Here is a 23,347-nt window from a genome sequence, read left to right as displayed (position 1 = left end):
TGGAGGATGCTCCATTTCAGTACTTCGTCCTTTTTTATTTCAATCTACTTTTCTCTCAGACCGTGCCCATGAGACAATGGAACGGACAAGGTTGACACAGGAAATAGCTTTTCCCCCTTGCGGGCACTTAGTGCACTGCTTAATAAGCCTGCTACCCATCGTTCATTATGGAAGGTCTAACCACTGGCTGCGACGCTGAGGAAGAAGAGAGTGTAGCGCTCATTTTGGTCTTCTTTCACTTTGATTGCTAATAACGAGGCAGACATCGATGATTCTGATGGGCACCCAGGTCTGAGACAATCTTGATTAATCCCACCTTAGGAGGTGATTGGCATGTCACAAATGCTAGTCGGTATCGACGTGAGTTTGCGCTCCCATCATGTCCATTTCATGCATGGAGAGGGACATACGCTCGCTGATTTTTCTGTTTCCAATGATACAGAAGGTGCGAACACCTTAATTCAAAAGCTTTTAGGAACAGCGGAAAAAAATCAGTGCGAACATATTAAAATTGGATTAGAAGCGACAGACCAGTATAGCTGGCACGTTGCTCATTATTTAAAGAATCAATTGCACAATTATGAACCAACGTTTCAAACAGCGGTTTATATGTTAAATGCACGTAAAGTATCTCGCTTTAAAAAGGGGTACGATACGTTACCGAAAAACGATCGAATTGACGCCTGGGTAATTGCGGATCATTTACGCTTTGGACGTCTGCCACATGAAATGCAAGAAACCTTACAATATGAAGCACTTCGTCGTTTAACACGTACCCGATTCCATCTAATGCATGAAGTTGCACGTAATAAAACCTACATGATGAACCAACTGTTTTTAAAGTTTAGTGGCCTACGCCAAGATAACCCGTTCTCGAATACATTCGGTACGACCAGTCTCGCTGTCATTGAAGAGCTAGATCCGGAAACCATTGCCGAGATGCCTTTAGAAGAACTGGTTGAGTTCTTACAGGAGAAAGGCAAAAAACGTTTTGCCGAGCCAGAAGAAATCGCTAAATATCTTCAAAAGCTTGCACGTAATTCCTTTCGATTAGACAAGGCCATGGCTGATCCCGTTAACATCTCACTATCCGTGATTTTAAGTACGATTCGCCATATGGAATCCCAAGTCAAACGTTTGGATAAGGAAATCGAGCGTATGATGAAAGGTTTCACCCAAACATTAACTTCCGTAAAAGGCATTGGACCCGTGTACGCAGCCGGCTTGCTCGCCGAAATTGGAGATATCAAGCGTTTTGATGACCACCACGCATTAGCGAAATATGCTGGACTCGTTTGGACACAGTATCAATCTGGCGAATTTGAAGCCGAAAATACTAGCCGGATGCGAACCGGCAATAAATACCTACGGTATTATCTTGTACAAGCAGCAGATGCGGTACGTAAATATGACACTGAATATAAAGCCTTTTATCAAAAGAAATACCAAGAAGTAACCAAGCACCAACATAAACGCGCTCTCGTCTTAACCGCTAGAAAACTAGTACGCCTCGTGCATTCGCTACTACGCACGAATCAGCTGTACATACCACCAGAAAGGAGAGACTGAGTTAACCAACTCACAACCTTTCACCCGTTAAATAACTTCCATTTTTTTCTTTTTTAAAAGCAGAAAAATGAGAGGTTTATTTGGTATGCGCAAAAAGTGTTCATTTGGAAAGTATCACTTAAGTAATTTCCAATTCATTTCTTTTTTTCGCTTGACATATTACCACTGGGCTTTTATAACTTTCTTCATCTCTCTTTTCCTCTAATACGTTCGAAACGAATTGAGGTTCCTATTTTTCACAACTTCTTAATCTCTATTCAACAAATTCGTCTTTGGTTCAAAATAAAAAAAGAGTTGCCTTATCAACCTCAGTAGCCCCCATAGATTTGAAGTAAAGCACTACACTACATTGAAGAAGCTAGAGTCTTTTTCAAATATACTTTTGGGGAGAAGCATTTGCCTGGTTCATTATAATAGTATCTCCATATCTTTCGGATCTGAATTCGACTAATGCCACAGGCAGTACAAAAGGGAGGGATTTAACCTAATGGACCATATAGATTTATAAATTCACCAGTGTATGCATCCATCACAATAGTTGATTCTTGAACGTTGTATTTAAATGTTACTTCCCAATTCATATTATTCATTATTTCATTCCAATACCCAGGCTTTGGAGTGAGATACACACTAATATTCTCAGGTGGAACTTCCTCTAAACCATTGAAGGATATTGAGTTTTTCCACTCTTCTGGTGGATTTAGCAAATATTTTTCTGCATTATTTATTGCTTCACCTGATGTAATTATAGGTGACTGATAAAAATATAAAAAAAACATTATTGGAATAAATACTAAACCTATTAGTATTATTTTCTTCAAAATGAGTACCTCCATATCAGAATTCACGCTTTATATTCTGTGCTAGTTTAGTTCATTAATAAAATAAAGTTCCCAAAGCAAATAGATCATCGAAACGATGACCAGATTGTGCTAGGACCCGTTCGTTTAGTAAGTATTGAGACGCTTATTAAACCATCTTTCTAGTTTAAAACAGATAGATATAAGCAATTAGTACGGAAATCCCTATTAATATCATAGCAATACACTTAAAGGTATTTCCCTCTCCTTTTATTAGACCTACTCCCCAAATTACAAACCAACCAAATAGTGCTAAAGCAATCCCTAAATCCCGTAAGACTTTTATGTCTGATGCTGCAACAGAGCCTGTAAGATATACGAGTAAACCAATAAAACTGGGTATAATCCCTAAAATACATAAAGGATTTCTCAACTCTTTTATAACCTTTATCTGTTTCTCATTCTCCATTTTCCTAAAGGAATACCAAGAACCCATACTAGGTATTGTCCATATAAGCACTATATAGGTCACTTGAATTAAACTCAATTCATCACCTCTCCCTGCCCCACGAATTGCCTTTTACAACTGTGAGATGGTTGACCACGTGTTAATAACACCCTTTAAAACTAACCTACTCCTTTACTTTAATACGGTTGAAGTAATTAGAAGTTCCAATATTAAACAAATTTACAATATATATTTCGTAAACATGCATTTGGCATATGTACAGTACAAAAAATCAACCATAGCCATTTACATAGCCAAAATTAATAAGAAGTATTAACGTATCAAAATAGATGAAATGCTTATCTTTGGAGCAAAAAAAAGACTATAGACAATTTCAAATTCGTCTGTAGTCTTAATGGTTTTACTCATGAAATTTTAAATAAGGATTTAATTATCATAAAAATGTAACCAAGCTTCATGAATTCCGCCTGCACAATTTTTAGTTGCTCTAAATAATTGGGGGTGATCTTGAATGGCTATTAGCTCTGGTTGTGCATTTGCTACTATAACAGATGGATATCCAAGACTTATCATTTCTTCATCATTACCTGAATCACCTGCAATCAATATGGATGCTTGATCTTCTACATATTTTTCAATCACGTATGTCAAAGCAGATCCTTTTCCACTGGCCTCAGGGAGTATATCAATATCCCTTCCTGAGCTAAAGATAAATTTGTGCGGTATATTAGCTTGTAGCAATTCTTGCTTGAGCTTTTCAACACTTCCCTCATCTTCTTGCGCAGTATAAGAAATCCTAGATTCGTCTGGCAGCTTTTGTGGAACAATAGTTGGATAATGAGAAGCTATTTTCTTTATAGCCTCTGGATTCCAATTTTTCTTCATTAAAAGTTCCCATTCTTCATCTGGTTTAAGGTCATTGCCTATATATATGCCTGTTCCCACATCCGAGATTAAAATACTCGGCATTGGAATGTTAGCCTCTTTAATAAGTTCTAGGGCTGATTCCCGATGCCTACCTGTGACATAAACTAAAGTAACTTTCTTTTGTAGACCTTCATAATAGGTAAGTAAGTCTTTTAAGTGTTTTTCATCACCAACAAGCGTTCCATCAAGATCGGTTGCTAGCATTTGCGTAATCATTTGCATATAACAATTCCTCATAAGTATGATCTATTTCTTTTGCAATGGAAGACCAATTAAAGATACGTTTTGCACGTTCTCCAGCTTCTCTGCCTAGTCTTTTTGCTAAAAGATTGTCTTTTAATATAGTTTTCATAGCTGAAGCCAGCTGAGACGGATCTTTGGGCTTTACCTGTAAGCCTGTTTTTCCATGAGACACTACATCTTTGAGTCCTCCGACTCCAGAAGCAATAACAGGTGTCCCACATGCTTGGGCTTCAGCTGCTACCATCCCAAAGGATTCATAGTATGACGGTACGATAACTGAAGTAGCTTTAGAGAAAAGATTACTTAATCCTTGTTGAGATTGAGGTCCTATGAATTCAATGTATTCCTCTATACCTTTTACTTGCTCCCTTAAACCTGGATTGATAGGTAATCCTGAGTTGATGTCTATTTCTTCCTTATCACCACCAGCTAGCACTAATTTAGCATCCAGTTCTGGATTTTCCTTTTTTAATTTCTTAAAGGCATCTAATAGTGTGCCGATTCCTTTTGTCTTTTCCAGACGACCAGCATATACTAGCAACGGTTTAGTTACTGATTTTTTCTTGACTTGTGATTGAAATTCTTTTGCAACTCCAATTGATATTACTTCTATATTTGTAAGTGGTCCTGCAAAGTCTTGAATTATTTGCTTTTCAACTTCAGTAGTGGCGATCACCTTATTCGCAGATGTTAAAATTTTCTTTTCTGCGTCTAATCGAATCGGGTTGGCAGTTCCAGTAGCTTGTTTTTTTGCGATACCTAATGAATGAGAAGTGTGAACGAGGGGAATACCAAACTCTTCTTTTAAAGATAGCCCCAGTAGTCCGGACATCCAATAATGAGAATGAACAACATCATATTTTGGTATAGATAAATTGTTTTTTATTTCATCATAGAATTGTGGTAACAAATCATATATCTTATCTTTTGCTATATATCCTTTATGACCTGCAGCAAATCTAATGACTCTTGACATATTTCCTAATTTCTCCACTTGAGGAGCACTGGGGTTACTCCAATGAGTAATTACATCTACTGCTATACCTCTTCTTCCAAGGGCAAGGGCAAGTTCTTTTACATAGTTGTTTTGTCCACCAGCCTGTTTACCACCTAAAGTTTCAAGTGGATCCCCATGCTCGGAGATAAATAAAATTCTTTTCCACATAACTAGCATCTCCCCTTTTCTTAAATAGTAACTATAATGTATTTACCCCGTTTTCAGACTATTAAACTCTAAATTATATTTATATAGCATGAAAATGACGATGGGCCCTTCAGCAATTAGGAAGGGGAGATGAAGGTCACCACTTAAATGCTGTATGTTTTAACACCTAGAGGCAAATTCACAAATATAATTTTCTATAAAAATGCAAATTAAAAAGCCCAGAGTTTTCTGGACTTTACAAAATCAATTTTTATTAAATGCTCCCATGACCTCAATCGTTTCAGTAATATTTACAAACGCATTACTGTCTACTTCCTTAATCATTTTCTTTACTTCCCCTAGTTCATATCTTGTGATGACGGTAAAAAGCACTTTTCTTGGTTGTTTAGTATATGCTCCTTCTCCGTCCAAAACAGTAATCCCTCGGACTAAGCTTTTAAGCATCTTATCTTGAACTTCCTCACCTTTTTCAGTGATGATCATAAGTGTTACTTTTACATGTTTGGTATGAATGACATCTACTACTTTTCCAAATACATATAGAACTAATAATGTATACATTGTTTGCTCCCAGCCTATGAAGTAACCAGAGGCTAATACAATGACACTGTTCATAACGAGCATTAAAGTTCCTAAAGAGAAATCCTTCTTTTTGGTAATAACAAGCCCAATAATATCTATTCCACCAGTAGAGCCATTGAATTTAATGATCATTCCGGTAGCAGCACCACCTATTACTGCTCCAAAAACAGAGGACAATAAAATATCTTCTGTAATCTGATAAACTGGAATATATTGCATTGCTAAACTCGTAAGGAATACAGAATACATACTATATGCTACAAATTTTTTCCCAATACTTATAAAGCCAAGAATAAACACGGGGATGTTCAAAAGGAAAATTATCCAACCAATATTCCATCCGGTTAGAATCCCTATTATCATACCTATCCCAGAAAACCCACCAAGAATAACTTCATGTGGCACCAAGAATAAGTTCAGTGCAACAGCCATTAATAACGAACCCAAAGTAATAACAATAAAATTTTTCATGTCTTGCTCCTTAAATTTAATCGAACTTAACTATACATCATTTTATTAAAAAAACGTATATTTAACAAAAAATAGTTTATTGAGTCAATTTAAAATTTCATGGGTTGTTTCATTAATAACCATCTTTTCATAAAATTATTACTGTATTTGATGGAACTGGATTATCTAGGAACTAATTAGGATATATATTTATAATAGAGATTCATAGAAATCTTAGCTAAAGTGAAACGTTAATCCAAAACAAAAACCTTAATTCACGAGATACATCTTTAAATTCTTTTCTTCGTGTATTACTGTAAAATATCGATCCAAATTTTAATAGCTGTTGCACCAATCATAATAGCTAACAGCCATTGTAGAATTTTCACATTCATTTTTTGACCAATTTTTGCTCCTAAAGGTGCTGCGATGATACTTGCAATAATCATTATGAACGCAGGCCAGTACTCAATTTGACCAGTAATAATTTTACCTACACTACCACCAATAGAAGAAATAAAGGTGATTGCTAAACTGGTCGCAATTGTAACACGTGTTGGTATTTTTAAAACGGTAAGCATAATCGGGACGAGTAAAAAGCCACCCGCTGCTCCGACGATCCCAGATCCTATTCCAACAATGAGCGCTAGGCTACTTGCAAGAACTTTATTGAACGAAATTTTAGCATTTTCCTCTATAGTTTTACGTGGAATAAACATCATAACCGCTGCAATTATAGCGAGTGTTCCGTACACAATATTAACAGCATCCTCCGATAAAAATCCTGAACCGTAACTACCAATAAAGCTTCCAAGTAAAATTGCCCCACCCATATAAATGATCAATTCCTTATGGAGCAGACCACTTTTTCGGTATGCCCAAACACCTGCAATAGAAGCGAAGAATACTTGAATCGCACTAATTCCCGATACTTCATGGGCAGAAAATGCCACCAGTCCAAATAGTGGTGGAACGTATAATAGCAAGGGGTATTTAATGATGGAGCCCCCAACTCCTAACATGCCCGAAACAAATGACCCTATAAATCCAAGGGCAAAAATAACAACTATAAATGTAATGGAAAGATCCATAATGTCTGTCCCTTCTTTCTGTAAAAAAAACGAGTAGAAGAATATTCTACTCGCTATTTATACTGTTAAGCTTTTTGAATATAAAAGAATAACACGCCGTCTTCCTCTTTTTGTTCAACAATTGTATGCCCACCAGCTGCTGCCCACGCTGTAAAGTCATTTAACGCACCTTTATCCGTAACTAATACTTCTAGTATTTCTCCAGAATTAATCGTATCAATTGTTTTTTTCGTACGAACGATTGGCATTGGACATGCTAATCCTTTTGCATCTAATGTTTTAGTAATGTTCATGTTATATTCCTCTTCTCGTATTATTTTTTGTCAGTATAAACTTCTCTCCAAGAGACAAGTGTATGAATAATATTTCCTTTGTTATGAAAATTAACGTACTGCACAACGGTTTGGTCCGATTTCCATTTCCGTTTGCTCTTCATTACTTGGTGTAATTTTGCCCATGTTCACGTGGCGAATTTCTTGATAGGCATTTGGTTGAGGAGGCAAGTTGTCTGTTACCATTGAACGGAATACTTCCTCGTCCTCTACATTTAAGCCATGATTTTCTGCAAATAGATCTCCTAAACGTTTTGCTACAGTACCATTTTCGTTTAGCTCTTCAATAATCATAAAGTGTGCTGGTAATACGATTAGATCTTCAGCTAATGAACGATAGCGAGAGTATAATGTTTCGCGTAAATCTGCTACCCAATCCTCTGCCAGACCGGCTAAATCAGGACGCCCAATCGAATCGATGAATAAAATATCTCCTGTTAATAAGTACTTTTCATCAATCACAAATGAAGTTGAACCAATTGTATGACCTGGTGAGTAAAGCGCACCAACATTAATTTTTGTTGACCCAAGCTGTACAGTTAAACCGTCTGTAAGGGCTGTGTAGTCAAACACAACCTCTTCTGCATCTTTCCGTGGTAAATAATAGGTTGCTCCTGTTTCAGCAGCGATATGACGTCCTCCTGAAATATGGTCAGCGTGTAAGTGAGTATCAAATACATGCTTGATTTCTACACCTTTTTCCTGTGCAAAATTTGTAAATACTTCTGTGAAACGGACTGCATCTATAAGCGCTGCCTCACCTTTAGAAATTGCCATGTAGGATAAGCAGCCTTTTCCTAAACGTACGAATTGGTATAGCTCGCCACCATTTGCAAGATCTCCTACTTTAATTGGTTCTAAATACATAGACCAGGATTTCATCCCACCAGCTAAATATGCAACTTCACGGCCAGCATCTGACAGCATTTCAGCAATCATAATAGATGAGCCTTCCTTAGCACATACTACTAAAATATCTTTATCAGTAGGAATTTGGTCTAGTATCTCTTCTACACCATCTAAAAGATCAAAATATGGAATATTTAAATACTCAAATTTATGACCTTCAATCTTCCAATCCTCAAATGCATCTGCATTTCGGACGTCTAATATAAATAATTCTTTATTATCAATTACTTTTCGAGCTACATCAGCAGCTGTCCATATATTTACTGTCATAAACAATTACCCCCATAGGTATATTTTTTATTAAAAATTTTTAGGTCGGAAGGGAACTCCCCTCCCATTACCTAATTAAAATGTTAATGTTGGTGATGCGTCTTTCGCGAATTCTAGGAACGTAACTGCTCCGCCTACATCAATACCGTCTACAAAATCATTTTTTGTTAAGCCCATAACATCCATTGTCATTTGGCAAGCAATAAATTTTACACCTAGCTCCTGAGCCATCTCAACCAATTGCGGAATTGCTGGGACTTGTGCCTGAGCGAAGCCTTCTGCAAAATGCTCTTTGCCTGCTGGCATTTCAAGTGCATGCATACCTTGCTTATGGATAAGGTTCAAGCCTTCAAAAGTAAAGAAAATTGCTACTTCCTTATCAGAAGCTGCCGCTGCTGTTGCGATATTAAATACTTTATATGCATCAAATAAACCGCCGTTAGATGCAATTATTGCTACTTTGTTTGACATATTATTCAACCTCTTTCTGTAATTCGCCTTCATACCCTGACATACCAGGTAAGACATTATATATTTTTTTAAAACCTGCTTTTGTCAATTGCTGTGCAGCCATATCCGAGCGAGTACCAGTACGGCAAATGACATAAATGGTTTGCTCTTGATCTAATTCAGATAAACGATTTTCTAACTCACCCATTGGGATCGATTTCGCACCGGGGATATGGCCGAATCCATACTCTGCTGCTTCACGCACATCTAAGATTAAGCCATCACCAGCGATTGCTTCTTCATTTGAAACCGTTTGTTCAAATGACTTTTCTTGTTGCTCGCTAATTTCTGGATTGCATTTTCGTATATAATGATAAAACACACCATTTTCTTCATGAGAACCGATGTATTGGTGCCCTACTGTTTTTGACCAAGCTGCTAAATCCGCGACAGAACCTTTATCTGTTGCTTGGATTTCTAAAACTTGACCTTCTTCCACTTCATTCATTGCTTTTTTAGTTTTCACTATTGGCATTGGGCAAGCTAAGCCCTTTGCATCTAATTGCACATCTGATTTAACCATTTGTTACCTCCACCTATACCGGTTAGGGTATAATTTTTTTAAAAAAATGTAATTTATTTAACTTCGCCTTTCCATTCAAGCATCCCGCCAGACATATTCGTCACATCAAAACCTTGAGATTCTAAAAACGTTGTTGCTTGGCCACTGCGACCACCTGAACGGCAAACCATAATATACGGTTTAGTTTTATCCAATTCGTGTAAACGAAATTCTAACAAGTTTAATGGTATATGGATGATACCCGGGATATGACCTGCCTCAACTTCAGAAACCTCACGCACGTCAATTAAATTTAGATTTTCCCCTGCTTGTAGCTTTTGTTGTACTTGCTCTGGTAAGATTGTTTTCATTTTAATATCCTCCTAATATGCACTCATGCCGCCACGGACATTCGTTACTTTAGTAAATCCCAATTTCTTTAATTGCTTACACGCTTGACTTGATCGCATACCACTTTGACAGATTACAATGATTTCCTTGTCTTTTGGTAACTTCGAAAGGTCAGAACCAAGTGGTATATTTTTAAATTGGGGTATATTTCGTGATTTGAATTCACCTTTTGTTCTTACATCGACAAATACTTTATCCTTATCGTTAATAATTTGTTTTAACTGTCCGGTAGATATATTTTGAATCCCTTTTGTCGGTTTAAAGCGCCATATTAAAAACACTGCTACGACTGCTATAATAATTATGGTTTCCATATGTCACCTCTTATATGAATAAGTTTACATTGCCATTTTCTGCATCTGCTAAATAAGCTGCAACACCAGCATATTGAATACCATCTAATAGCTCTTCTTTTTGAAGTCCCAGTAAATCCATTGTCATCGTACAAGTTACTAATTTAATGTCTTGCTCTTGAGCCATCTCCACAAGCTGTGTTAGCGTTAATGCATTGTGCTTATTCATTACATGCTTAATCATTTTGGGACCCATCCCAAACATTTGCATTTTTGATAAACCAAGCTTTTCAGCACCTCGTGGCATCATCTTAGCAAACATTTTTTCTAAAAATCCTTTTTTTACTGCAACTGATTCTTGCTTACGTAACGCATTAATTCCCCAGAACGTGTGAAAAATAGTAACTTCGTGGTCATAAGCTGCTGCACCATTCGCAATAATATAGGCAGCCATTGCCTTGTCATAATCACCACTAAACAAAACAATTGTTGTTCTTTTCTTTTCCATAATTATCTCCTTACCCGTATAGGTATATTTTATTGTAAAAATAAAAAGTCTTATCGACTTTTTACTAATAGATCAACTGCTTGCTTAACCATTGCATTTTTATCAAGAGTTTCTACATTTTCTTTAGATAAACACTCAACTAAATTATCTGTGACAATAACACCAATTGTACGATCTACAGCAGAACGAACAGCACTTAGTTGTGTAATCACATCTTTACAATCTTTTTCTTCTTCCATCATACGTAGTATACCTCTAAGCTGGCCTTCTACTTTTTTCATCCTTGCTGTAACCTTCGCATCATATTGCATCATCTCACCTCATTTAATCAATATTTGTTCTAAACACATATTACTACCCCATAGGGTATATGTCAACACAAAAGAATAGAAGCTTTGGACCTCAATTGCGAGAGACAAGAATATTAAAGTCATTATAGGATGTAGAGGGCCACATCCCATAATTTAAAGATATAAATCATTTATACTTGTTCGTTAAATTTCGTAAAACCTCTTCACTTACCGGCCCTATAATCCGTTCTAGCTCTTGCCCATCCTTATTTAGAACTACCGTAGTGGGTATAGAAACAATATTATAGGACTTACCAAACCGATCCTTTTCATCTAACAACATGGGATATGTCACTTCATATGTTTCCATAAACTCTGCTAATGCCTTCGGACCATTATCACGGTCAGTCAAATTGATCCCAATCAATTCCACTTGATCTGGTAAATCTTCAGCAAAATTTTGTAAATGTGGCATCTCTGCCTGACATGGTGGACACCAAGTCGCAAAGAAATTCACCACTGTGAGCTTCTGGTCTTTCTCAGATAAAATATATCTATCATTTGAGGTAGTATTTAAATCGATTGCAACTCTGTCAGATGTGGAAACGGTCGCACGTAAATCAGTCACTGTCATAGCCATTAAGCTAAGTACACCAATTAAAGCAATTTGCTGATAGCTTTTCTTTTTTAAAATTAAAGACAAAATGACCATTAAATGTGCTATGACTAGTGCGTCCATCCATCCACTTACCCATAAAATAATTGGCCACTGAACAATTATTATCCACTGTTTCTCTTTCATTTCGAGTAAAACTAATAGTGCTAACCATATAATTGCAATGACCCATTGCTCCATTAAGATATAGTTTACGAATTGGTGGGCTGCTACAAAGCGGGTCCAATATTGCCATAGCACCTCCCACTCAATTCCCGCTCGATGCTTCACAAGTACAATTATCATCACCATGAAGGCTAATATATTTCCTTTTAAACCTCCATCAAAATATAGTATTGACATAGGTGCTTGGACAAAGCTTTCCCAGGAAAATAGGATATAACTTAATTTCCAGATTAAAACGTAAAACCAAAAAAGACGACTAATTATTTTGTCAGTATGATCATCTTTATTTTTGTTTCTAAAATCGCTGTAGAGAATAGCGATAAAAAATGCAATCCATGCAATGGGTATTGAAAATTGCCCCAAGGTTATATAAGTCATAAACATCTCCCTTCATGTAAAAAGATAGCCCAATATGCAAATGCTGAAATCATTATTTAAAATTATATTTCGTCACGATTGGTTCACGATTTTGCTGTTGGTCATTAAAATATTCGTATAAGCTTATTCCCAAAAATGAACCCGAAACATTAAAAACTTTATCATAACCGCTATGTTCTAATGCCATGACAGCATTATAACTCCGCTGTGCTGAACGACAATGAACATATACAGGGATATCCTTTGGAATCTCATGCATGCGCTCTCGTAACTGACTTAAAGGAATATTCTTTGCACCCTTCACTGCTCCATTTGCAAATTCATTGGGCTCACGCACATCTACAATAAAAGCTCCCGATTCAACTAATGAACGTACTTCACTTACACGTACTTGTTTAAAACGTCCTGCCATCATATTCGTTGCCACCAGTGCCGCTAAATTCACAACATCTTTAGCAGTAGAAAACATTGGGGAATAAGAAAGCTCTAAGTCTTTTAAATCTTCAATTGTTCCATTCATTGTAATTAGAGTTGCTATCACATCGATACGCTTATCTGCATTACCTTTTCCGATAGCTTGTGCACCAACAATACGTCCAGTAGGAACTTCATAAATCAATTTAAAATGTAATGGATTGCTGGATGGCATCAGCCCAACTTTATCTGGAGCAATTACGTATACCGCATCCACTGGTATACCAATTTCTTTCGCAGTACGTTCATTTAATCCTGTAGCGGCAGCTGCATAATCAAACACTTGAATACTTGAAGAGCCGATTACACCCTTATTTGCATTAGGAATACCATAAATATGATCTGCAGCTGCACGTGCTTGGCGCTGTGCTGGCCCAGCTAATGCTAAACGTGTTGGTTTATTCATTAGGCGGTGATATACTTCGATTGCATCTCCCACCGCATATATATTTGTATCATTTGTTAGGAAATTTTGATTTACTTTAATGGCACCTGTTTCACCAATCTCCAGTCCTGCTTCCACTGCAAGTGATGTCTCTGGACGAACACCAATTGCCAATACTACGATATCCGCTTGGAGTACTTTACCTGAGCTTAAAGTAATCGAGGACATATTAATCTCAGCTAAGCCATCGTCTACCACCAACTGAATACCTTGATCCATCATTTCCTTATGCAATATTTGTACCATATCATCATCGAATGGTGTGAGAATCTGAGGTGCATGTTCGACCAATGCTACATCACGCCCAGCTAAGCGAAGGTTTTCAGCTACCTCTACACCTATAAACCCACCACCAATAATCGCAATATTTTTTGCGTCTTTTTTGACAATCGCATCTTGTAATTTTTCAATATCTACTACATTTCGCACAGTAAATACGTGTGGTAAATCTGTTCCAGGTAGCTTTGGTATAATTGGGCTTGCTCCTGGCGATAAGATTAACTTATCGTATGATTCATTAGACAGCTCACCTGTTTCCACATTTTTAATCGTTACCGTTTTTTCATCACGGTTAATTGAAACGACTTCATTGTTAACACGTGCATCAATATTGTATTTCGATTCAAAGGAATCTGGTGTCATCATAAGTAGACGTTTACTATCTTCTACGATCCCACTTAAATGAAATGGTAATGAACAATTTGAAAAAGATACATGCGGACCTTTTTCAAACATAACAATATGTGCTTGCTCATCTAAACGTCGAATTCTGGCAGCTGCCGAAGCTCCGCCAGCCACACCACCAATAACCACTATTTTCTTCATCCATATTACCTCCATATGATTGTTTATATCATTAGCTACATTATCAAGAACCTTAATTTCATAAACATGATGGTTATATTCTGCTCTGTTCATCACACATTGCTTACGTAAGCCAGTTATACACTTACTTTCATCATTTACATTATACCCCTATAGGTATAATGTCAACAAAAAACTATACTTTAAATAGAATCTATTGCTCATAGATGATTGTACAGCATTACTAAACCAAAATAACTTATATGTATAATGAATTCCCCAAGACCAGTAGTCGTCATACGCTGTTCACATTGCTTAAATACTATGATAATATTTAAATGTCTAAAAATTCTAATTACACGACTAGTATTCTTAAATATAAATACATTCGTCTCAAAGATGTGCGGTGTTAGTAGGAGCGTCCTGTTGTATATAAAATTGAAGAGGCTGGGACATACCTAATCAATAAATTAAAAGACGTCAAATAAGCAACTTGATTTCACGTCTTTATTATTTTCGGTAACATATTTTTTAATAAAAATTCTCTATTATTGTTGTTTGGAGAGAAGGCGGCGACTCCTGGGGGAACAGCACGAGCTGAAAGCCCCGCAGGAGCAAAGCGACGAGGAGATTGAAGCCGTGCCCCCGGAAAGCGTCCGCTGGAACGGAAAACAACTATGCTTTATTTCCCAGCTTCTTCATTTGCAATCTTTTTAATATGTCAGATTCCTGAATCGTTCATGAGAACCACTCTCCACCCGTCTGGATCTTCAAATGTAACCCCATTCTTCTCCCAATATGGATTTTCTGATGAGACAGTAGGGTATCCCATATCAATTAATTGATTAACTAGAGTGTCTAGAACGAGTTTTTGAGGTATATAAAAAACGAGAAGATTATCCTTAGACGGACTAGGACATGGAGAACCGTCCTTATGAGCAGTAAATTCTAAGTGGTACAACTTGTTTGGCAAACCAATCATCACCCCATTGTAGCCGTCATGATCCTTGAAGCTTCCAATTATTTTTAATCCTAAGCCTTTATGGTAAAAATCAACAACCTGACTTAACTTATCAGTAGGTCTTACAATTCTAATTTGAGCTATGCTATTTTGCCAATGATTCATCGCACTGTCCCCTTTTCCATAAATTGTATCATGTAATATAAAATCCTTACTTCCACCATTAGAATGAACTTATGTAGAACAATAACTATTAACCATAGAAGGAGTGTTTAAATGAGACAAATTATTGCAATGGGCGGTGGTGGTTTCTCCATGGAGCCCGACAATCCACTGTTAGACCAATACATACTAGAGCAAGCAAAGAAGCAATCACCTAAGGTTTGCTTTATACCAACTGCAAGTGGGGATCAAGATAACTACACAAACAGGTTTTACGAATCTTTTAATAAGCTAGAGTGCTCGACTTCTCATCTTTCCTTGTTCGAGCCCAACTTTAGTGACTTGGAAGCGTTTATTTTGGAGCAAGATATTCTGTATGTCGGTGGAGGAAATACTCGAAATATGTTAGTGCTTTGGCAGGAATGGGGACTAGATTCTATTCTTTTAAAAGCATATAAAAAAGAAATTATTTTAGCAGGTCTTAGTGCAGGTTCTATCTGCTGGTTTGAGGAAGGACTGACTGATCCATTAAACGGTCCGTTATATAAGCTTGACTGTCTTGGAATTTTAAAAGGAAGTAATTGTCCCCACTACGATGGAGAAAGTAAAAGAAGACCAGCTTATAAAGAAATGATTGCTGAAAACAAAATGAAGCCTGGTTATGCAGTAGAAGATGGAGTTGCTTTACATTTCGTGGATGAGCAATTACATATATCCGTCAGTTCTCGTATAAATCGTAAAGCGTATTTTGTCAATAGCATGGAGTATACAGTTAAAGAACTTGAAATAAGCACTAAGTACCTAGGTTAATAATAGCTATATACTTGAATTTTAAAATACTAGTCAAATTCTCTTTGTTAGAGTTCAAGGAAGCAACATTTCTACTACATAGATGCATAAATACAATAAAAAAATAAAAAATATTTTAGTTTCCTCCACAGTTTGACAAATTTTTCATTAATGATACTTTACAATAAAAAAAGTTCATCATTATACCAAGAAACCATTACAGTAAAAATCTGTTAAACGGAGGAAAATATCAGTGGAAACCAAGTGGCATGAAACATCTTTATTGATCTTAATAACTAGTAAAAGAAATGATATGTACAAAAAAGCAAAAAGTCTCGGGTTTACTCATCCTGTTGTAGTAGCATGTAGCCAAGAGCTCGATCAACTACTGAATGTTTATCAAGGAAAAGTATCTTGATCATACAAAATAACCAATCAACTATTGCTAAGCATTGATTGGTTTTTTTGTTATTTTTTATTGAAAAAGCTTTTACCTAGTAATTCAACGGTTTTAGGAAAAACAGCATATAACTTACTAGTGAAACTCATATAAAAAGGTAAATCTACCTCTCTAACAGGCTTATCAATGACTTTCTTAATAGCATCTACGACATTTTGAGGAGAAAGCAAATGTTTGCTCATTTTCTCACGGTAGCCCCCTGTTTGGTCTGCTAAATCTAAAAATGGAGTATCTATCGGACCAGGATTAATAGTGCTCACATGAATACCATATTCCTTTAACTCCATTCGAGCTGCATTTGCAAACCCAATGATTGCATGCTTAGATGCTGCATAAGCAGAAGCCTTAGGTGTGGCAACCTTACCTGCCTGTGATGCTACAAAAATAAAATGTCCTGTATTTCTCTCTTTCATCAGCTTAGCAAAATAGTTGGTGAGCATAATAGGTGCTTTTACATTCACACTCAGCATTTGATCTATCTGTTCTTCCTTTAAATCTGTTAGATAAGCAAAGGTACCCACGCCTGCGTTTAATATGACAACATCTGGAGTTTCCACCTTCTCAAAGAGATTTTCATAAGCCGTTTCTTTCGTTAAATCAGCAACAAGGACATGGACTCCTTGCTTTTCCAGCTGACCTAGGGCATTAGTATTTCTCCCTGTTGCATAAACCTGATGACCATCCTTTTGCAGTTGTAGCGCCAGCATAAATCCTATTCCACTTGTGGCACCAGTAATGAGAATCCTCTTACGCTTGTTCATATAAAAGAATCCCTTCATCTGTCCGCTTTTCTTGAATGAGATTTTCGTCCATTAAATAATCTATTTGACCGATGGTTTCAGATAATGTCAAACCAAGCTCTTTTTCGTAGACCTTTGGAAACAACCTCTGAGTTAGTTCAAAAATAGTCTTTTCCCCATCCTTCATCATTTCAAGAACATGTAATGCTCTCTCCCGTTGTCTTACTAAACGAGAAGATATTAAATCAGCGACACCCAATACCTCATTTCCATGGCCACTGTATACTTTTTGAACGCCCAATGCTTGCACTCTTTTTAACGCTTCATTATACTGAAGCATCGATTTTGGACGAGGTGCGGATTTGTCCAATGGTGGTTCTATTAATGGATTAGAAGAAATTTTTTCAAGGATTAAATCCCCACCAATTAACACCCCATTTTGTTCGTCCCATAAGGAAATATGACTCTGCGCATGACCCAAAGTTTCTAAAACCTGCATATATGGATGACCTGGTATGGTATCTCCTTCCTTCAACACCGCATCTAATGAACGATTACCGATGAAATTTAATGGTCTCCTCATCTTTTCAATCCATTTTAAGTATTGTTCAGGAACACCTTCCTCGACCAAACATTTATAATAAAATTCATCATGATAAGATAAAAATGCTTGGTCTTTTCTTAGCCACACTTGGTTATATTCATGTCCTAGAATCTGGGCTTTTTCAAACGCCTCGATCCAACCCGAATGATCAGGATGATGATGACTAAGGATGACTTGTTCTATATCATCGAGTTCATAACCTGCTTCGTTTATACCATTTTTTAAAGCTACTAGTGCTTGTTCCGTTTTTGGCCCTGCATCTACTAGAGTAAGTACGTCTCCTTTTATAAGGTATGCATTAACATCCCCTACAGCAAAAGGAGTCGGAATAATTATCTTATGTATCATCGTTGTGTTTCTCCTTTACATGAATGACTATTCATTTATTTTACAGGTTAATAAGTTAGGAGTCACTAAATTAGATTGACTTTTTGTAAAATGACCTCTATAATTTCATTAATTCAGATAATTCTTGCTATGAAGAAGACTAGTACATATATGATGGAGTAAAGAGAGTGAAATGCCTGCTGAAAATTTCATCTCCCTCTCATATAAGGAACCTGCTTCGGAGCAACTATGTAAACATAGTCGTGACCTTCGCGATAAGAAGGAAAAAGATGTGCTATTTTATAGCAAACTTAGGTGGTACCGCGGAAATCAAACGTTTTCGTCCTTATTTAATATAGGGACGGGAGCGTTTTTTTATATTCAAATCTAGGGGTGAGTAGATGGAAGACTTTCAAAAAATGATACATGAACTGGATATGGAATTCCCTATTCAAAGCAATAAGAAGGATTCTTTTTTTATCCTATTACTCCCCATATGAAATAACTCGTTGTTAATCATTGAAAGGATATTTAGATGATAATTTAATGTTATCTAACGTTTGCTTATTATTAATAAAGGAAAATTGTAGAGATAAACTAACTTGAAGGAGGATAAATGTATGACTAACATAGTTTTTGTAGGCGCTGGTTCCATGGCTGAAGCTATTATCCACGGCTTATTGGAGGAAAATAAAGTTTCTCCAGATTCCATTTGTGTGATGAATAAATCAGATCAGAAACACCTTCAGTATTTACAATCAAAGTACCAAATCAATATTATGTGCTCAGAAAAGCTTGCTCTGCAAAAAGCTGACATTGTATTTCTTGCTATGAAACCAAAAGATGCCATAGATGCTTGCAAAGATATCTCTTTATATATAAATAAGACGGCTACAATTGTATCTGTCATTGCGGGTGTTTCCATCCAAACAATAGAATCGTACCTTGGAGAGCGGCCAATTGCACGTGTTATGCCTAACACCTCTGCCTCTGTTGGTTTGAGTGCTTCTGCCCTTTGCTGTAATGACAAAATAAATGATCTATCTAAAAAGGTAATAATAAACTTATTAGAATCAATAGGAACTGTCATGTTAGTAGAAGAGGAGGATATGCATGTAGTAACTGCCCTGTCTGGAAGCGGACCAGCGTATCTATACTATTTTGCTGAACAATTTGAAGCAGCGGCTGTTTTGCACGGGCTAAGTAAGGAAGATGCCCGTCAATTGTTCTTTCAAACGATGAAGGGGGCAGCACATATGCTAATGAACGGCAGTGTGGAGCCTGCTGAGCTTAGAAGAAAGGTTACGAGTCCAGGAGGTACAACAGAGGCAGGCATTGAGCAGCTCATGTCACACAAGGTCGACGAGGCTATTTTTGCATGCATAGATGCAGCCCAGCAAAAATCAAGAATTCTTGGGAAACAATTTGAATAGGGAAACGAAAAAATGGTGATCAGAAACCATCCATAGACTTACTGTCAGAAAAAAAGCTGAGGCAATTCTCTCAATATAAAAAGCTCAGGGCTTCTAACTCCTATGATATGTAGTTGTTTTCCGCTACAGCAGGCGCTTTTCGGGGGGCACGGCTTCAACCTCCTCGTTGCTTTGCTCCTGCTTCCTTCTTTTCTACTATAGAAAAATAGTAGCACAAACCATGACTTTGGTTTGTACTACTAATGTTAGTATGTTTAGTTTTCCAGTTTTTCTAATTGACCGTTTATATAATTGAACTCATTAAAATCATCTGCAATATAAATAGGGAAATTATAGGAAGAAACTTGATTTAGCAAGGTTTTTAAATCCTCTGCCATGAAACGAGCACTAATATGGTTGACTATTAAATGCTTAGCCCCGGCACTTTCACAGACATTTGCAGCATCAGTAATTGTCGAATGCCCATATTCTCTAGCAAGCTCCTCCGTCCCAGTGTCGAAGGTACCCTCATGTATTAATATATCTGAGTCCTTTGCTAAAAGAATAGAATTTTCGCAATGTCGCGTGTCACCTAAAACGGTAATCTTAAACCCATTTTTGGGTTGTCCTGTTACATCAGAGCTCTTGACTGTTTTCCCATCTGGTAATATAACATCCTCACCGGATTTTAATAGCCGTAATAATGGACCTCTTGGAACCCCTAGAGCATCCGCCTTCTCGATTAGTAATTCAGGAGGAAGTTGCTTTTGGGTTACACGATACCCATAACAAGGAATAACATGCTCAAGCATTCTTGCTTCTACAATGAACTGTTCATCCTCAAAGATTATTCCCTCTTCTATCTCTACGATTTGAAGAGGATATTTTAATCGAGTTTGGGACGTAGATAAAGTAACCTCTAACCAATCTTTTACACCCTTTGGACCGTATATAGTTAGCTGCTCGTCGCCAGCTAGAAAAGATCGAGAGCCTATCAGCCCTGGCAAACCATAAATGTGATCTCCATGCAAATGAGTGATAAATATTTTTTCTAGTTTTCTCGGTTTAATAGTTGTGCGAAGAATTTGATGCTGGGTTGCTTCCCCACAATCAAACATCCAATAAGTCCCTCTTTCCTCTAGTAGCTTTAAAATCATTGAGCTTGTGTTACGTTGCTTAGAGGGCATACCTGCTCCGGTACCTAAAAACAAAATTTGCATATATATCCAACTTCCTTATTTTATATAATCTTCGTTATATATCATTTTAACATTATGAGCGCTTGGGACAATAGTATGTTCATGATTAGCACTTATACAAACATGCTATTGTTTCCTAAAATATATATCATAACCTATAGATAGCTACAAAAAACCGTTAAACGAGTTTTTGACTCATTTAACGGTTTTTGATTAGTGAATGTCACGCTTTTTGAAACTGCCACCGCGAACCTCAGCTACATCGGTAATTACTACAAATGCACTTGGATCCTTTTCTTTAATAATTGTAATTAGTTTGTTTTCTTCCATTCGAGTAATGACACACGTAACAATGTCAATTGTTTCGTTGGTGAATCCGCCTCTTCCATTCGAATAGGTTACCCCTCGACCAAGTCTATCCTGAATGGCTGCTCCAATTTCCTCTGAATGCTTACTAACAATCCTAGCAGATTTGGATTTTTCAAGACCTACTTGAATAACGTCAATGACTATTTTAGCAATATAATAAGTGGTAGCAGAATACAGTGCACTCTCTAGACCATATATGAACCCTGCACCAACAAAGATAAATGCATTAATAAATAATATTATATCCCCCACTGAAAATGGTACTTTACGTGAAACTAGAACGGCGAGTACCTCTGCTCCATCAAGTGCACCACCGTTACGAAGTACAATACCAATACCTACCCCAAGCATTACACCACCGGATAATACTACAAGTAACGGGTCTTCCGCACTTAAAATCGGATTAATAAGATGTAACAAAACAGTGGAGACTGATAATGCGGCGATACCAATGATACTAAATAAAGCAAACGTCTTACCAACCTGTTTATAACCTAAATAAATAAAAGGAATGTTTAAGACAAATAGTAGGATTCCTAATGGGATTTCAAATAAATAATTCCCCATGATACTGACACCTGTCACTCCGCCGTCAATTACAGAGTTTGGGATTAATACAGCTTCTAGTGCATAGGCAGCAATCACAGCGCCTATAATTATCATAATAATTCGACCTATCGTTTCTGGTGTTTTTGTTTTCTTCATCTACTCGTAAAACCCCTGTTCTTATTAAATTGATTTTTTATCTTTCGTGGTCATCTAAAAAGTCTTTACTAAAACTTGTTTTAGACTCAAAAGAAGGCTTTTTATCCAACTTAATACCTCTTTTAATAATCCCTGCTCCAAATTTTGTTTGAAGCTGTTCCACAAGCTTTAATATTGGCTCCTCTTTTGCATGCTCTTCATAGTTAAAAATAGATAATTGCTCTACTGATTCTCCCTTATCAAATACATTGTTAACTGTGACGCCAAGCAGTCGAATAGGCTCGCTATTCCAAGCTGATTCAAATAATTGAAAGGCTAGCTGAAATATTTCATCCTCTTTAAAGAGGCGATTAGTTACAGTCTTACTTCTCGTTTTATTTTTCCAACTAGCATCCCGAATATGTATTGTGATAGAACGTCCAGCGAGGTTTTTAGATTCTAACCGTGATGCGACTTTCCCAGATAGTCTTCTGAGTACTTTTTGAAGCTCATCCATATTTGTTTCATCATATGGTAATGTAGTAGAATTACCTACGCTTTTTGTTTCAAAAATAGATTCTGGATTTACTTCACGATCGTCTATGCCATGAGAACGATTATATAACCTAGCACCAGCTTTACCTAGCTTTGATTTTAAAATTTCAGGATTGGCACTAGCTATATTTCCAATGGTTATAATACCCAATGATTCTAGTTTTTTAGAGGTGCTTTCCCCAACGCCATGCATTTCGATTACTGGTAAGTGCCATAGTTGTTGTGAGACCTCTCGTTTTCTCAGCACAGTAATACCCATCGGCTTTTTCATATTGGAGGCTGTCTTAGCTAAGAATTTATTAGGAGCAATGCCAATAGAGCACGGTAAATCTAACTCTCGCAATATTCTTTGTTGAATGGATTTTGCAAATCCTACTGCATCATTTTGTATATCAACATCGGTTAAATCTATATAGCCTTCATCAATAGAGACAGGCTCTACCATTGGAGTATAAGACCGTAAAATATCAAACATTGCTTTTGAGGCGGCTCTATAACTTTCAAAATTAGGAGGCAATAAAATTAGTTCCGGGCATTTTCTTTTAGCCTCCCATACTGACATGGTTGTATAAATGCCCCTTGCTCTTGCCTCGTAGGAGCATGTTACTAATATTCCTCTACGTTCCTTCGGATTCCCAGCGACTGCGATTGGCTTACCTTTTAAAGAAGGGTTATGTGCTTGTTCTACAGATGCATAAAAGCTATTCATGTCTAAGTGAAAAATGATTCTGTTTCGTTTAGTCAAGTCTCTTCACCTCTTCTACATCTTTAACTCCTTCAAAATAAAAAGGGAAAAAAGGTAGCCATTTAATAGCTACCTTC

26 protein-coding genes and 1 other annotated feature are annotated in these 23,347 nt (G+C 36.8%); of the genes, 4 read left to right on the top strand and 22 right to left on the bottom strand.

Annotated features, from left to right (window positions below; translation table 11 throughout):
- The first annotated feature begins 333 nt into the window (after nt 1-333).
- Entirely contained in the window at nt 334-1,569 is a 1,236-nt protein-coding gene (locus MKY09_RS08880; RefSeq protein ID WP_251557253.1) for an IS110 family transposase, read from the top strand.
- Nucleotides 1,570-2,048: 479 nt separating this feature from the next.
- On the opposite strand, the gene MKY09_RS08875 is transcribed toward MKY09_RS08880, so the two are convergent.
- From MKY09_RS08875 to MKY09_RS08795, 17 genes are all read right to left on the bottom strand, one after another.
- A complete protein-coding gene (locus MKY09_RS08875) occupies nt 2,049-2,390 on the bottom strand; it encodes a hypothetical protein (protein ID WP_342568099.1) in 342 nt (113 codons plus the stop codon).
- A gap of 166 nt (nt 2,391-2,556) precedes the next feature.
- Nucleotides 2,557-2,916 carry a hypothetical protein gene (locus tag MKY09_RS08870; protein WP_342568098.1) on the bottom strand — a complete coding sequence of 120 codons (360 nt, stop codon included), beginning with the start codon at nt 2,914-2,916 and terminating at the stop codon, nt 2,557-2,559.
- 348 nt (nt 2,917-3,264) lie between these two features.
- Nucleotides 3,265-3,987 carry an HAD-IIB family hydrolase gene (locus tag MKY09_RS08865; protein ID WP_342568097.1) on the bottom strand — a complete coding sequence of 241 codons (723 nt, stop codon included), beginning with the start codon at nt 3,985-3,987 and terminating at the stop codon, nt 3,265-3,267.
- Nucleotides 3,950-5,173, bottom strand: coding sequence for a glycosyltransferase (locus tag MKY09_RS08860; protein WP_342568096.1), 1,224 nt, complete (start codon nt 5,171-5,173; stop codon nt 3,950-3,952). Before MKY09_RS08860 ends, MKY09_RS08865 begins: the two co-directional genes overlap by 38 nt.
- Nucleotides 5,174-5,416: 243 nt before the next feature.
- The gene (locus MKY09_RS08855; RefSeq protein WP_298468473.1) at nt 5,417-6,226 is read right to left on the bottom strand and encodes a YitT family protein; all 810 of its coding nucleotides are present in this window, start codon (nt 6,224-6,226) and stop codon (nt 5,417-5,419) included.
- 290 nt (nt 6,227-6,516) lie between these two features.
- Nucleotides 6,517-7,296 carry a sulfite exporter TauE/SafE family protein gene (locus MKY09_RS08850; RefSeq protein WP_298468476.1) on the bottom strand — a complete coding sequence of 260 codons (780 nt, stop codon included), beginning with the start codon at nt 7,294-7,296 and terminating at the stop codon, nt 6,517-6,519.
- A gap of 65 nt (nt 7,297-7,361) precedes the next feature.
- Nucleotides 7,362-7,589 carry a sulfurtransferase TusA family protein gene (locus MKY09_RS08845; protein ID WP_169358216.1) on the bottom strand — a complete coding sequence of 76 codons (228 nt, stop codon included), beginning with the start codon at nt 7,587-7,589 and terminating at the stop codon, nt 7,362-7,364.
- A gap of 90 nt (nt 7,590-7,679) precedes the next feature.
- Nucleotides 7,680-8,807, bottom strand: coding sequence for an MBL fold metallo-hydrolase (locus MKY09_RS08840; RefSeq protein ID WP_342568095.1), 1,128 nt, complete (start codon nt 8,805-8,807; stop codon nt 7,680-7,682).
- A 75-nt stretch (nt 8,808-8,882) separates the two neighbouring features.
- A complete protein-coding gene (locus MKY09_RS08835) occupies nt 8,883-9,278 on the bottom strand; it encodes a DsrE/DsrF/DrsH-like family protein (protein WP_169358214.1) in 396 nt (131 codons plus the stop codon).
- 1 nt (nt 9,279) lies between these two features.
- On the bottom strand, nt 9,280-9,840 hold the full coding sequence (locus MKY09_RS08830; RefSeq protein WP_298468484.1) for a sulfurtransferase TusA family protein: 561 nt from the start codon (nt 9,838-9,840) through the stop codon (nt 9,280-9,282).
- Nucleotides 9,841-9,893: 53 nt separating this feature from the next.
- The gene (locus tag MKY09_RS08825; protein WP_298468487.1) at nt 9,894-10,190 is read right to left on the bottom strand and encodes a rhodanese-like domain-containing protein; all 297 of its coding nucleotides are present in this window, start codon (nt 10,188-10,190) and stop codon (nt 9,894-9,896) included.
- Nucleotides 10,191-10,202: 12 nt separating this feature from the next.
- Entirely contained in the window at nt 10,203-10,544 is a 342-nt protein-coding gene (locus tag MKY09_RS08820; protein WP_298468489.1) for a rhodanese-like domain-containing protein, read from the bottom strand.
- A gap of 10 nt (nt 10,545-10,554) precedes the next feature.
- On the bottom strand, nt 10,555-11,037 hold the full coding sequence (locus tag MKY09_RS08815) for a DsrE/DsrF/DrsH-like family protein (RefSeq protein WP_298468552.1): 483 nt from the start codon (nt 11,035-11,037) through the stop codon (nt 10,555-10,557).
- Nucleotides 11,038-11,081: 44 nt separating this feature from the next.
- Nucleotides 11,082-11,342, bottom strand: a complete 261-nt coding sequence (locus MKY09_RS08810; protein WP_169358320.1) for a metal-sensitive transcriptional regulator — start codon at nt 11,340-11,342, stop codon at nt 11,082-11,084.
- 166 nt (nt 11,343-11,508) lie between these two features.
- Nucleotides 11,509-12,540 carry a TlpA disulfide reductase family protein gene (locus MKY09_RS08805; RefSeq protein ID WP_342568094.1) on the bottom strand — a complete coding sequence of 344 codons (1,032 nt, stop codon included), beginning with the start codon at nt 12,538-12,540 and terminating at the stop codon, nt 11,509-11,511.
- A 52-nt stretch (nt 12,541-12,592) separates the two neighbouring features.
- Nucleotides 12,593-14,284 carry an FAD-dependent oxidoreductase gene (locus MKY09_RS08800; RefSeq protein WP_342568093.1) on the bottom strand — a complete coding sequence of 564 codons (1,692 nt, stop codon included), beginning with the start codon at nt 14,282-14,284 and terminating at the stop codon, nt 12,593-12,595.
- A gap of 700 nt (nt 14,285-14,984) precedes the next feature.
- Complete coding sequence (locus MKY09_RS08795) at nt 14,985-15,389, bottom strand: VOC family protein (RefSeq protein ID WP_342568092.1); 405 nt, start codon at nt 15,387-15,389, stop codon at nt 14,985-14,987.
- A 111-nt stretch (nt 15,390-15,500) separates the two neighbouring features.
- On the opposite strand from MKY09_RS08795, the gene MKY09_RS08790 reads away from it, so the two are divergent.
- The gene (locus MKY09_RS08790) at nt 15,501-16,196 is read left to right on the top strand and encodes a peptidase E (RefSeq protein WP_342568091.1); all 696 of its coding nucleotides are present in this window, start codon (nt 15,501-15,503) and stop codon (nt 16,194-16,196) included.
- Nucleotides 16,197-16,428: 232 nt separating this feature from the next.
- Entirely contained in the window at nt 16,429-16,593 is a 165-nt protein-coding gene (locus tag MKY09_RS08785) for an aspartyl-phosphate phosphatase Spo0E family protein (RefSeq protein WP_251552987.1), read from the top strand.
- A gap of 50 nt (nt 16,594-16,643) precedes the next feature.
- Here the strand turns inward: MKY09_RS08785 and MKY09_RS08780 are convergent, their stop codons facing one another.
- Both MKY09_RS08780 and MKY09_RS08775 read right to left on the bottom strand, forming a co-directional pair.
- Nucleotides 16,644-17,396: an SDR family NAD(P)-dependent oxidoreductase gene (locus tag MKY09_RS08780; RefSeq protein ID WP_342568090.1), complete on the bottom strand. Its 753-nt coding sequence runs from the start codon at nt 17,394-17,396 to the stop codon at nt 16,644-16,646.
- A complete protein-coding gene (locus MKY09_RS08775; protein ID WP_342568089.1) occupies nt 17,383-18,327 on the bottom strand; it encodes an MBL fold metallo-hydrolase in 945 nt (314 codons plus the stop codon). The genes MKY09_RS08780 and MKY09_RS08775 overlap by 14 nt, the downstream gene beginning before the upstream one ends.
- Before the next feature lie 120 nt (nt 18,328-18,447).
- Nucleotides 18,448-18,657, top strand: a binding site (T-box leader).
- 269 nt (nt 18,658-18,926) lie between these two features.
- Between MKY09_RS08775 and proC the strand changes: the two genes are divergently transcribed.
- Entirely contained in the window at nt 18,927-19,739 is an 813-nt protein-coding gene (gene proC, locus MKY09_RS08770) for a pyrroline-5-carboxylate reductase (RefSeq protein ID WP_342568088.1), read from the top strand.
- 254 nt (nt 19,740-19,993) lie between these two features.
- Here proC and rnz read toward each other — a convergent pair whose 3' ends face one another.
- The 3 genes from rnz to MKY09_RS08755 form a co-directional block, all read right to left on the bottom strand.
- Nucleotides 19,994-20,938, bottom strand: a complete 945-nt coding sequence (rnz, locus tag MKY09_RS08765) for a ribonuclease Z (protein ID WP_342568087.1) — start codon at nt 20,936-20,938, stop codon at nt 19,994-19,996.
- A gap of 192 nt (nt 20,939-21,130) precedes the next feature.
- Nucleotides 21,131-21,991 (bottom strand): YitT family protein, encoded by an 861-nt coding sequence (locus MKY09_RS08760; protein ID WP_342568086.1) that lies wholly within the window; start codon nt 21,989-21,991, stop codon nt 21,131-21,133.
- Nucleotides 21,992-22,028: 37 nt separating this feature from the next.
- Nucleotides 22,029-23,270: a DNA polymerase IV gene (locus MKY09_RS08755; protein ID WP_169358201.1), complete on the bottom strand. Its 1,242-nt coding sequence runs from the start codon at nt 23,268-23,270 to the stop codon at nt 22,029-22,031.
- Between the last annotated feature and the right edge of the window lie 77 nt (nt 23,271-23,347).

The organism is Psychrobacillus sp. FSL K6-4046 (assembly GCF_038624605.1).
Lineage (GTDB): Bacteria > Bacillota > Bacilli > Bacillales_A > Planococcaceae > Psychrobacillus.
This window is presented reverse-complemented; position numbering and strand designations above follow the sequence as displayed.

Excerpts from the sequence above, each read along its gene's own strand:
- MKY09_RS08880 (WP_251557253.1), top strand. The coding sequence starts at position 334 with ATGTCACAAATGCTAGTCGGTATCGACGTGAGTTTGCGCTCCCATCAT.
- MKY09_RS08865 (WP_342568097.1), bottom strand. The coding sequence starts at position 3,987 with ATGCAAATGATTACGCAAATGCTAGCAACCGATCTTGATGGAACGCTT.
- MKY09_RS08860 (WP_342568096.1), bottom strand. The coding sequence starts at position 5,173 with ATGTGGAAAAGAATTTTATTTATCTCCGAGCATGGGGATCCACTTGAA.
- MKY09_RS08855 (WP_298468473.1), bottom strand. The coding sequence starts at position 6,226 with ATGAAAAATTTTATTGTTATTACTTTGGGTTCGTTATTAATGGCTGTT.
- MKY09_RS08850 (WP_298468476.1), bottom strand. The coding sequence starts at position 7,296 with ATGGATCTTTCCATTACATTTATAGTTGTTATTTTTGCCCTTGGATTT.
- MKY09_RS08845 (WP_169358216.1), bottom strand. The coding sequence starts at position 7,589 with ATGAACATTACTAAAACATTAGATGCAAAAGGATTAGCATGTCCAATG.
- MKY09_RS08840 (WP_342568095.1), bottom strand. The coding sequence starts at position 8,807 with ATGACAGTAAATATATGGACAGCTGCTGATGTAGCTCGAAAAGTAATT.
- MKY09_RS08835 (WP_169358214.1), bottom strand. The coding sequence starts at position 9,278 with ATGTCAAACAAAGTAGCAATAATTGCATCTAACGGCGGTTTATTTGAT.
- MKY09_RS08830 (WP_298468484.1), bottom strand. The coding sequence starts at position 9,840 with ATGGTTAAATCAGATGTGCAATTAGATGCAAAGGGCTTAGCTTGCCCA.
- MKY09_RS08825 (WP_298468487.1), bottom strand. The coding sequence starts at position 10,190 with ATGAAAACAATCTTACCAGAGCAAGTACAACAAAAGCTACAAGCAGGG.
- MKY09_RS08820 (WP_298468489.1), bottom strand. The coding sequence starts at position 10,544 with ATGGAAACCATAATTATTATAGCAGTCGTAGCAGTGTTTTTAATATGG.
- MKY09_RS08810 (WP_169358320.1), bottom strand. The coding sequence starts at position 11,342 with ATGCAATATGATGCGAAGGTTACAGCAAGGATGAAAAAAGTAGAAGGC.
- MKY09_RS08805 (WP_342568094.1), bottom strand. The coding sequence starts at position 12,540 with ATGACTTATATAACCTTGGGGCAATTTTCAATACCCATTGCATGGATT.
- MKY09_RS08800 (WP_342568093.1), bottom strand. The coding sequence starts at position 14,284 with ATGAAGAAAATAGTGGTTATTGGTGGTGTGGCTGGCGGAGCTTCGGCA.
- MKY09_RS08795 (WP_342568092.1), bottom strand. The coding sequence starts at position 15,389 with ATGAATCATTGGCAAAATAGCATAGCTCAAATTAGAATTGTAAGACCT.
- MKY09_RS08790 (WP_342568091.1), top strand. The coding sequence starts at position 15,501 with ATGAGACAAATTATTGCAATGGGCGGTGGTGGTTTCTCCATGGAGCCC.
- MKY09_RS08780 (WP_342568090.1), bottom strand. The coding sequence starts at position 17,396 with ATGAACAAGCGTAAGAGGATTCTCATTACTGGTGCCACAAGTGGAATA.
- MKY09_RS08775 (WP_342568089.1), bottom strand. The coding sequence starts at position 18,327 with ATGATACATAAGATAATTATTCCGACTCCTTTTGCTGTAGGGGATGTT.
- proC (WP_342568088.1), top strand. The coding sequence starts at position 18,927 with ATGACTAACATAGTTTTTGTAGGCGCTGGTTCCATGGCTGAAGCTATT.
- rnz (WP_342568087.1), bottom strand. The coding sequence starts at position 20,938 with ATGCAAATTTTGTTTTTAGGTACCGGAGCAGGTATGCCCTCTAAGCAA.
- MKY09_RS08760 (WP_342568086.1), bottom strand. The coding sequence starts at position 21,991 with ATGAAGAAAACAAAAACACCAGAAACGATAGGTCGAATTATTATGATA.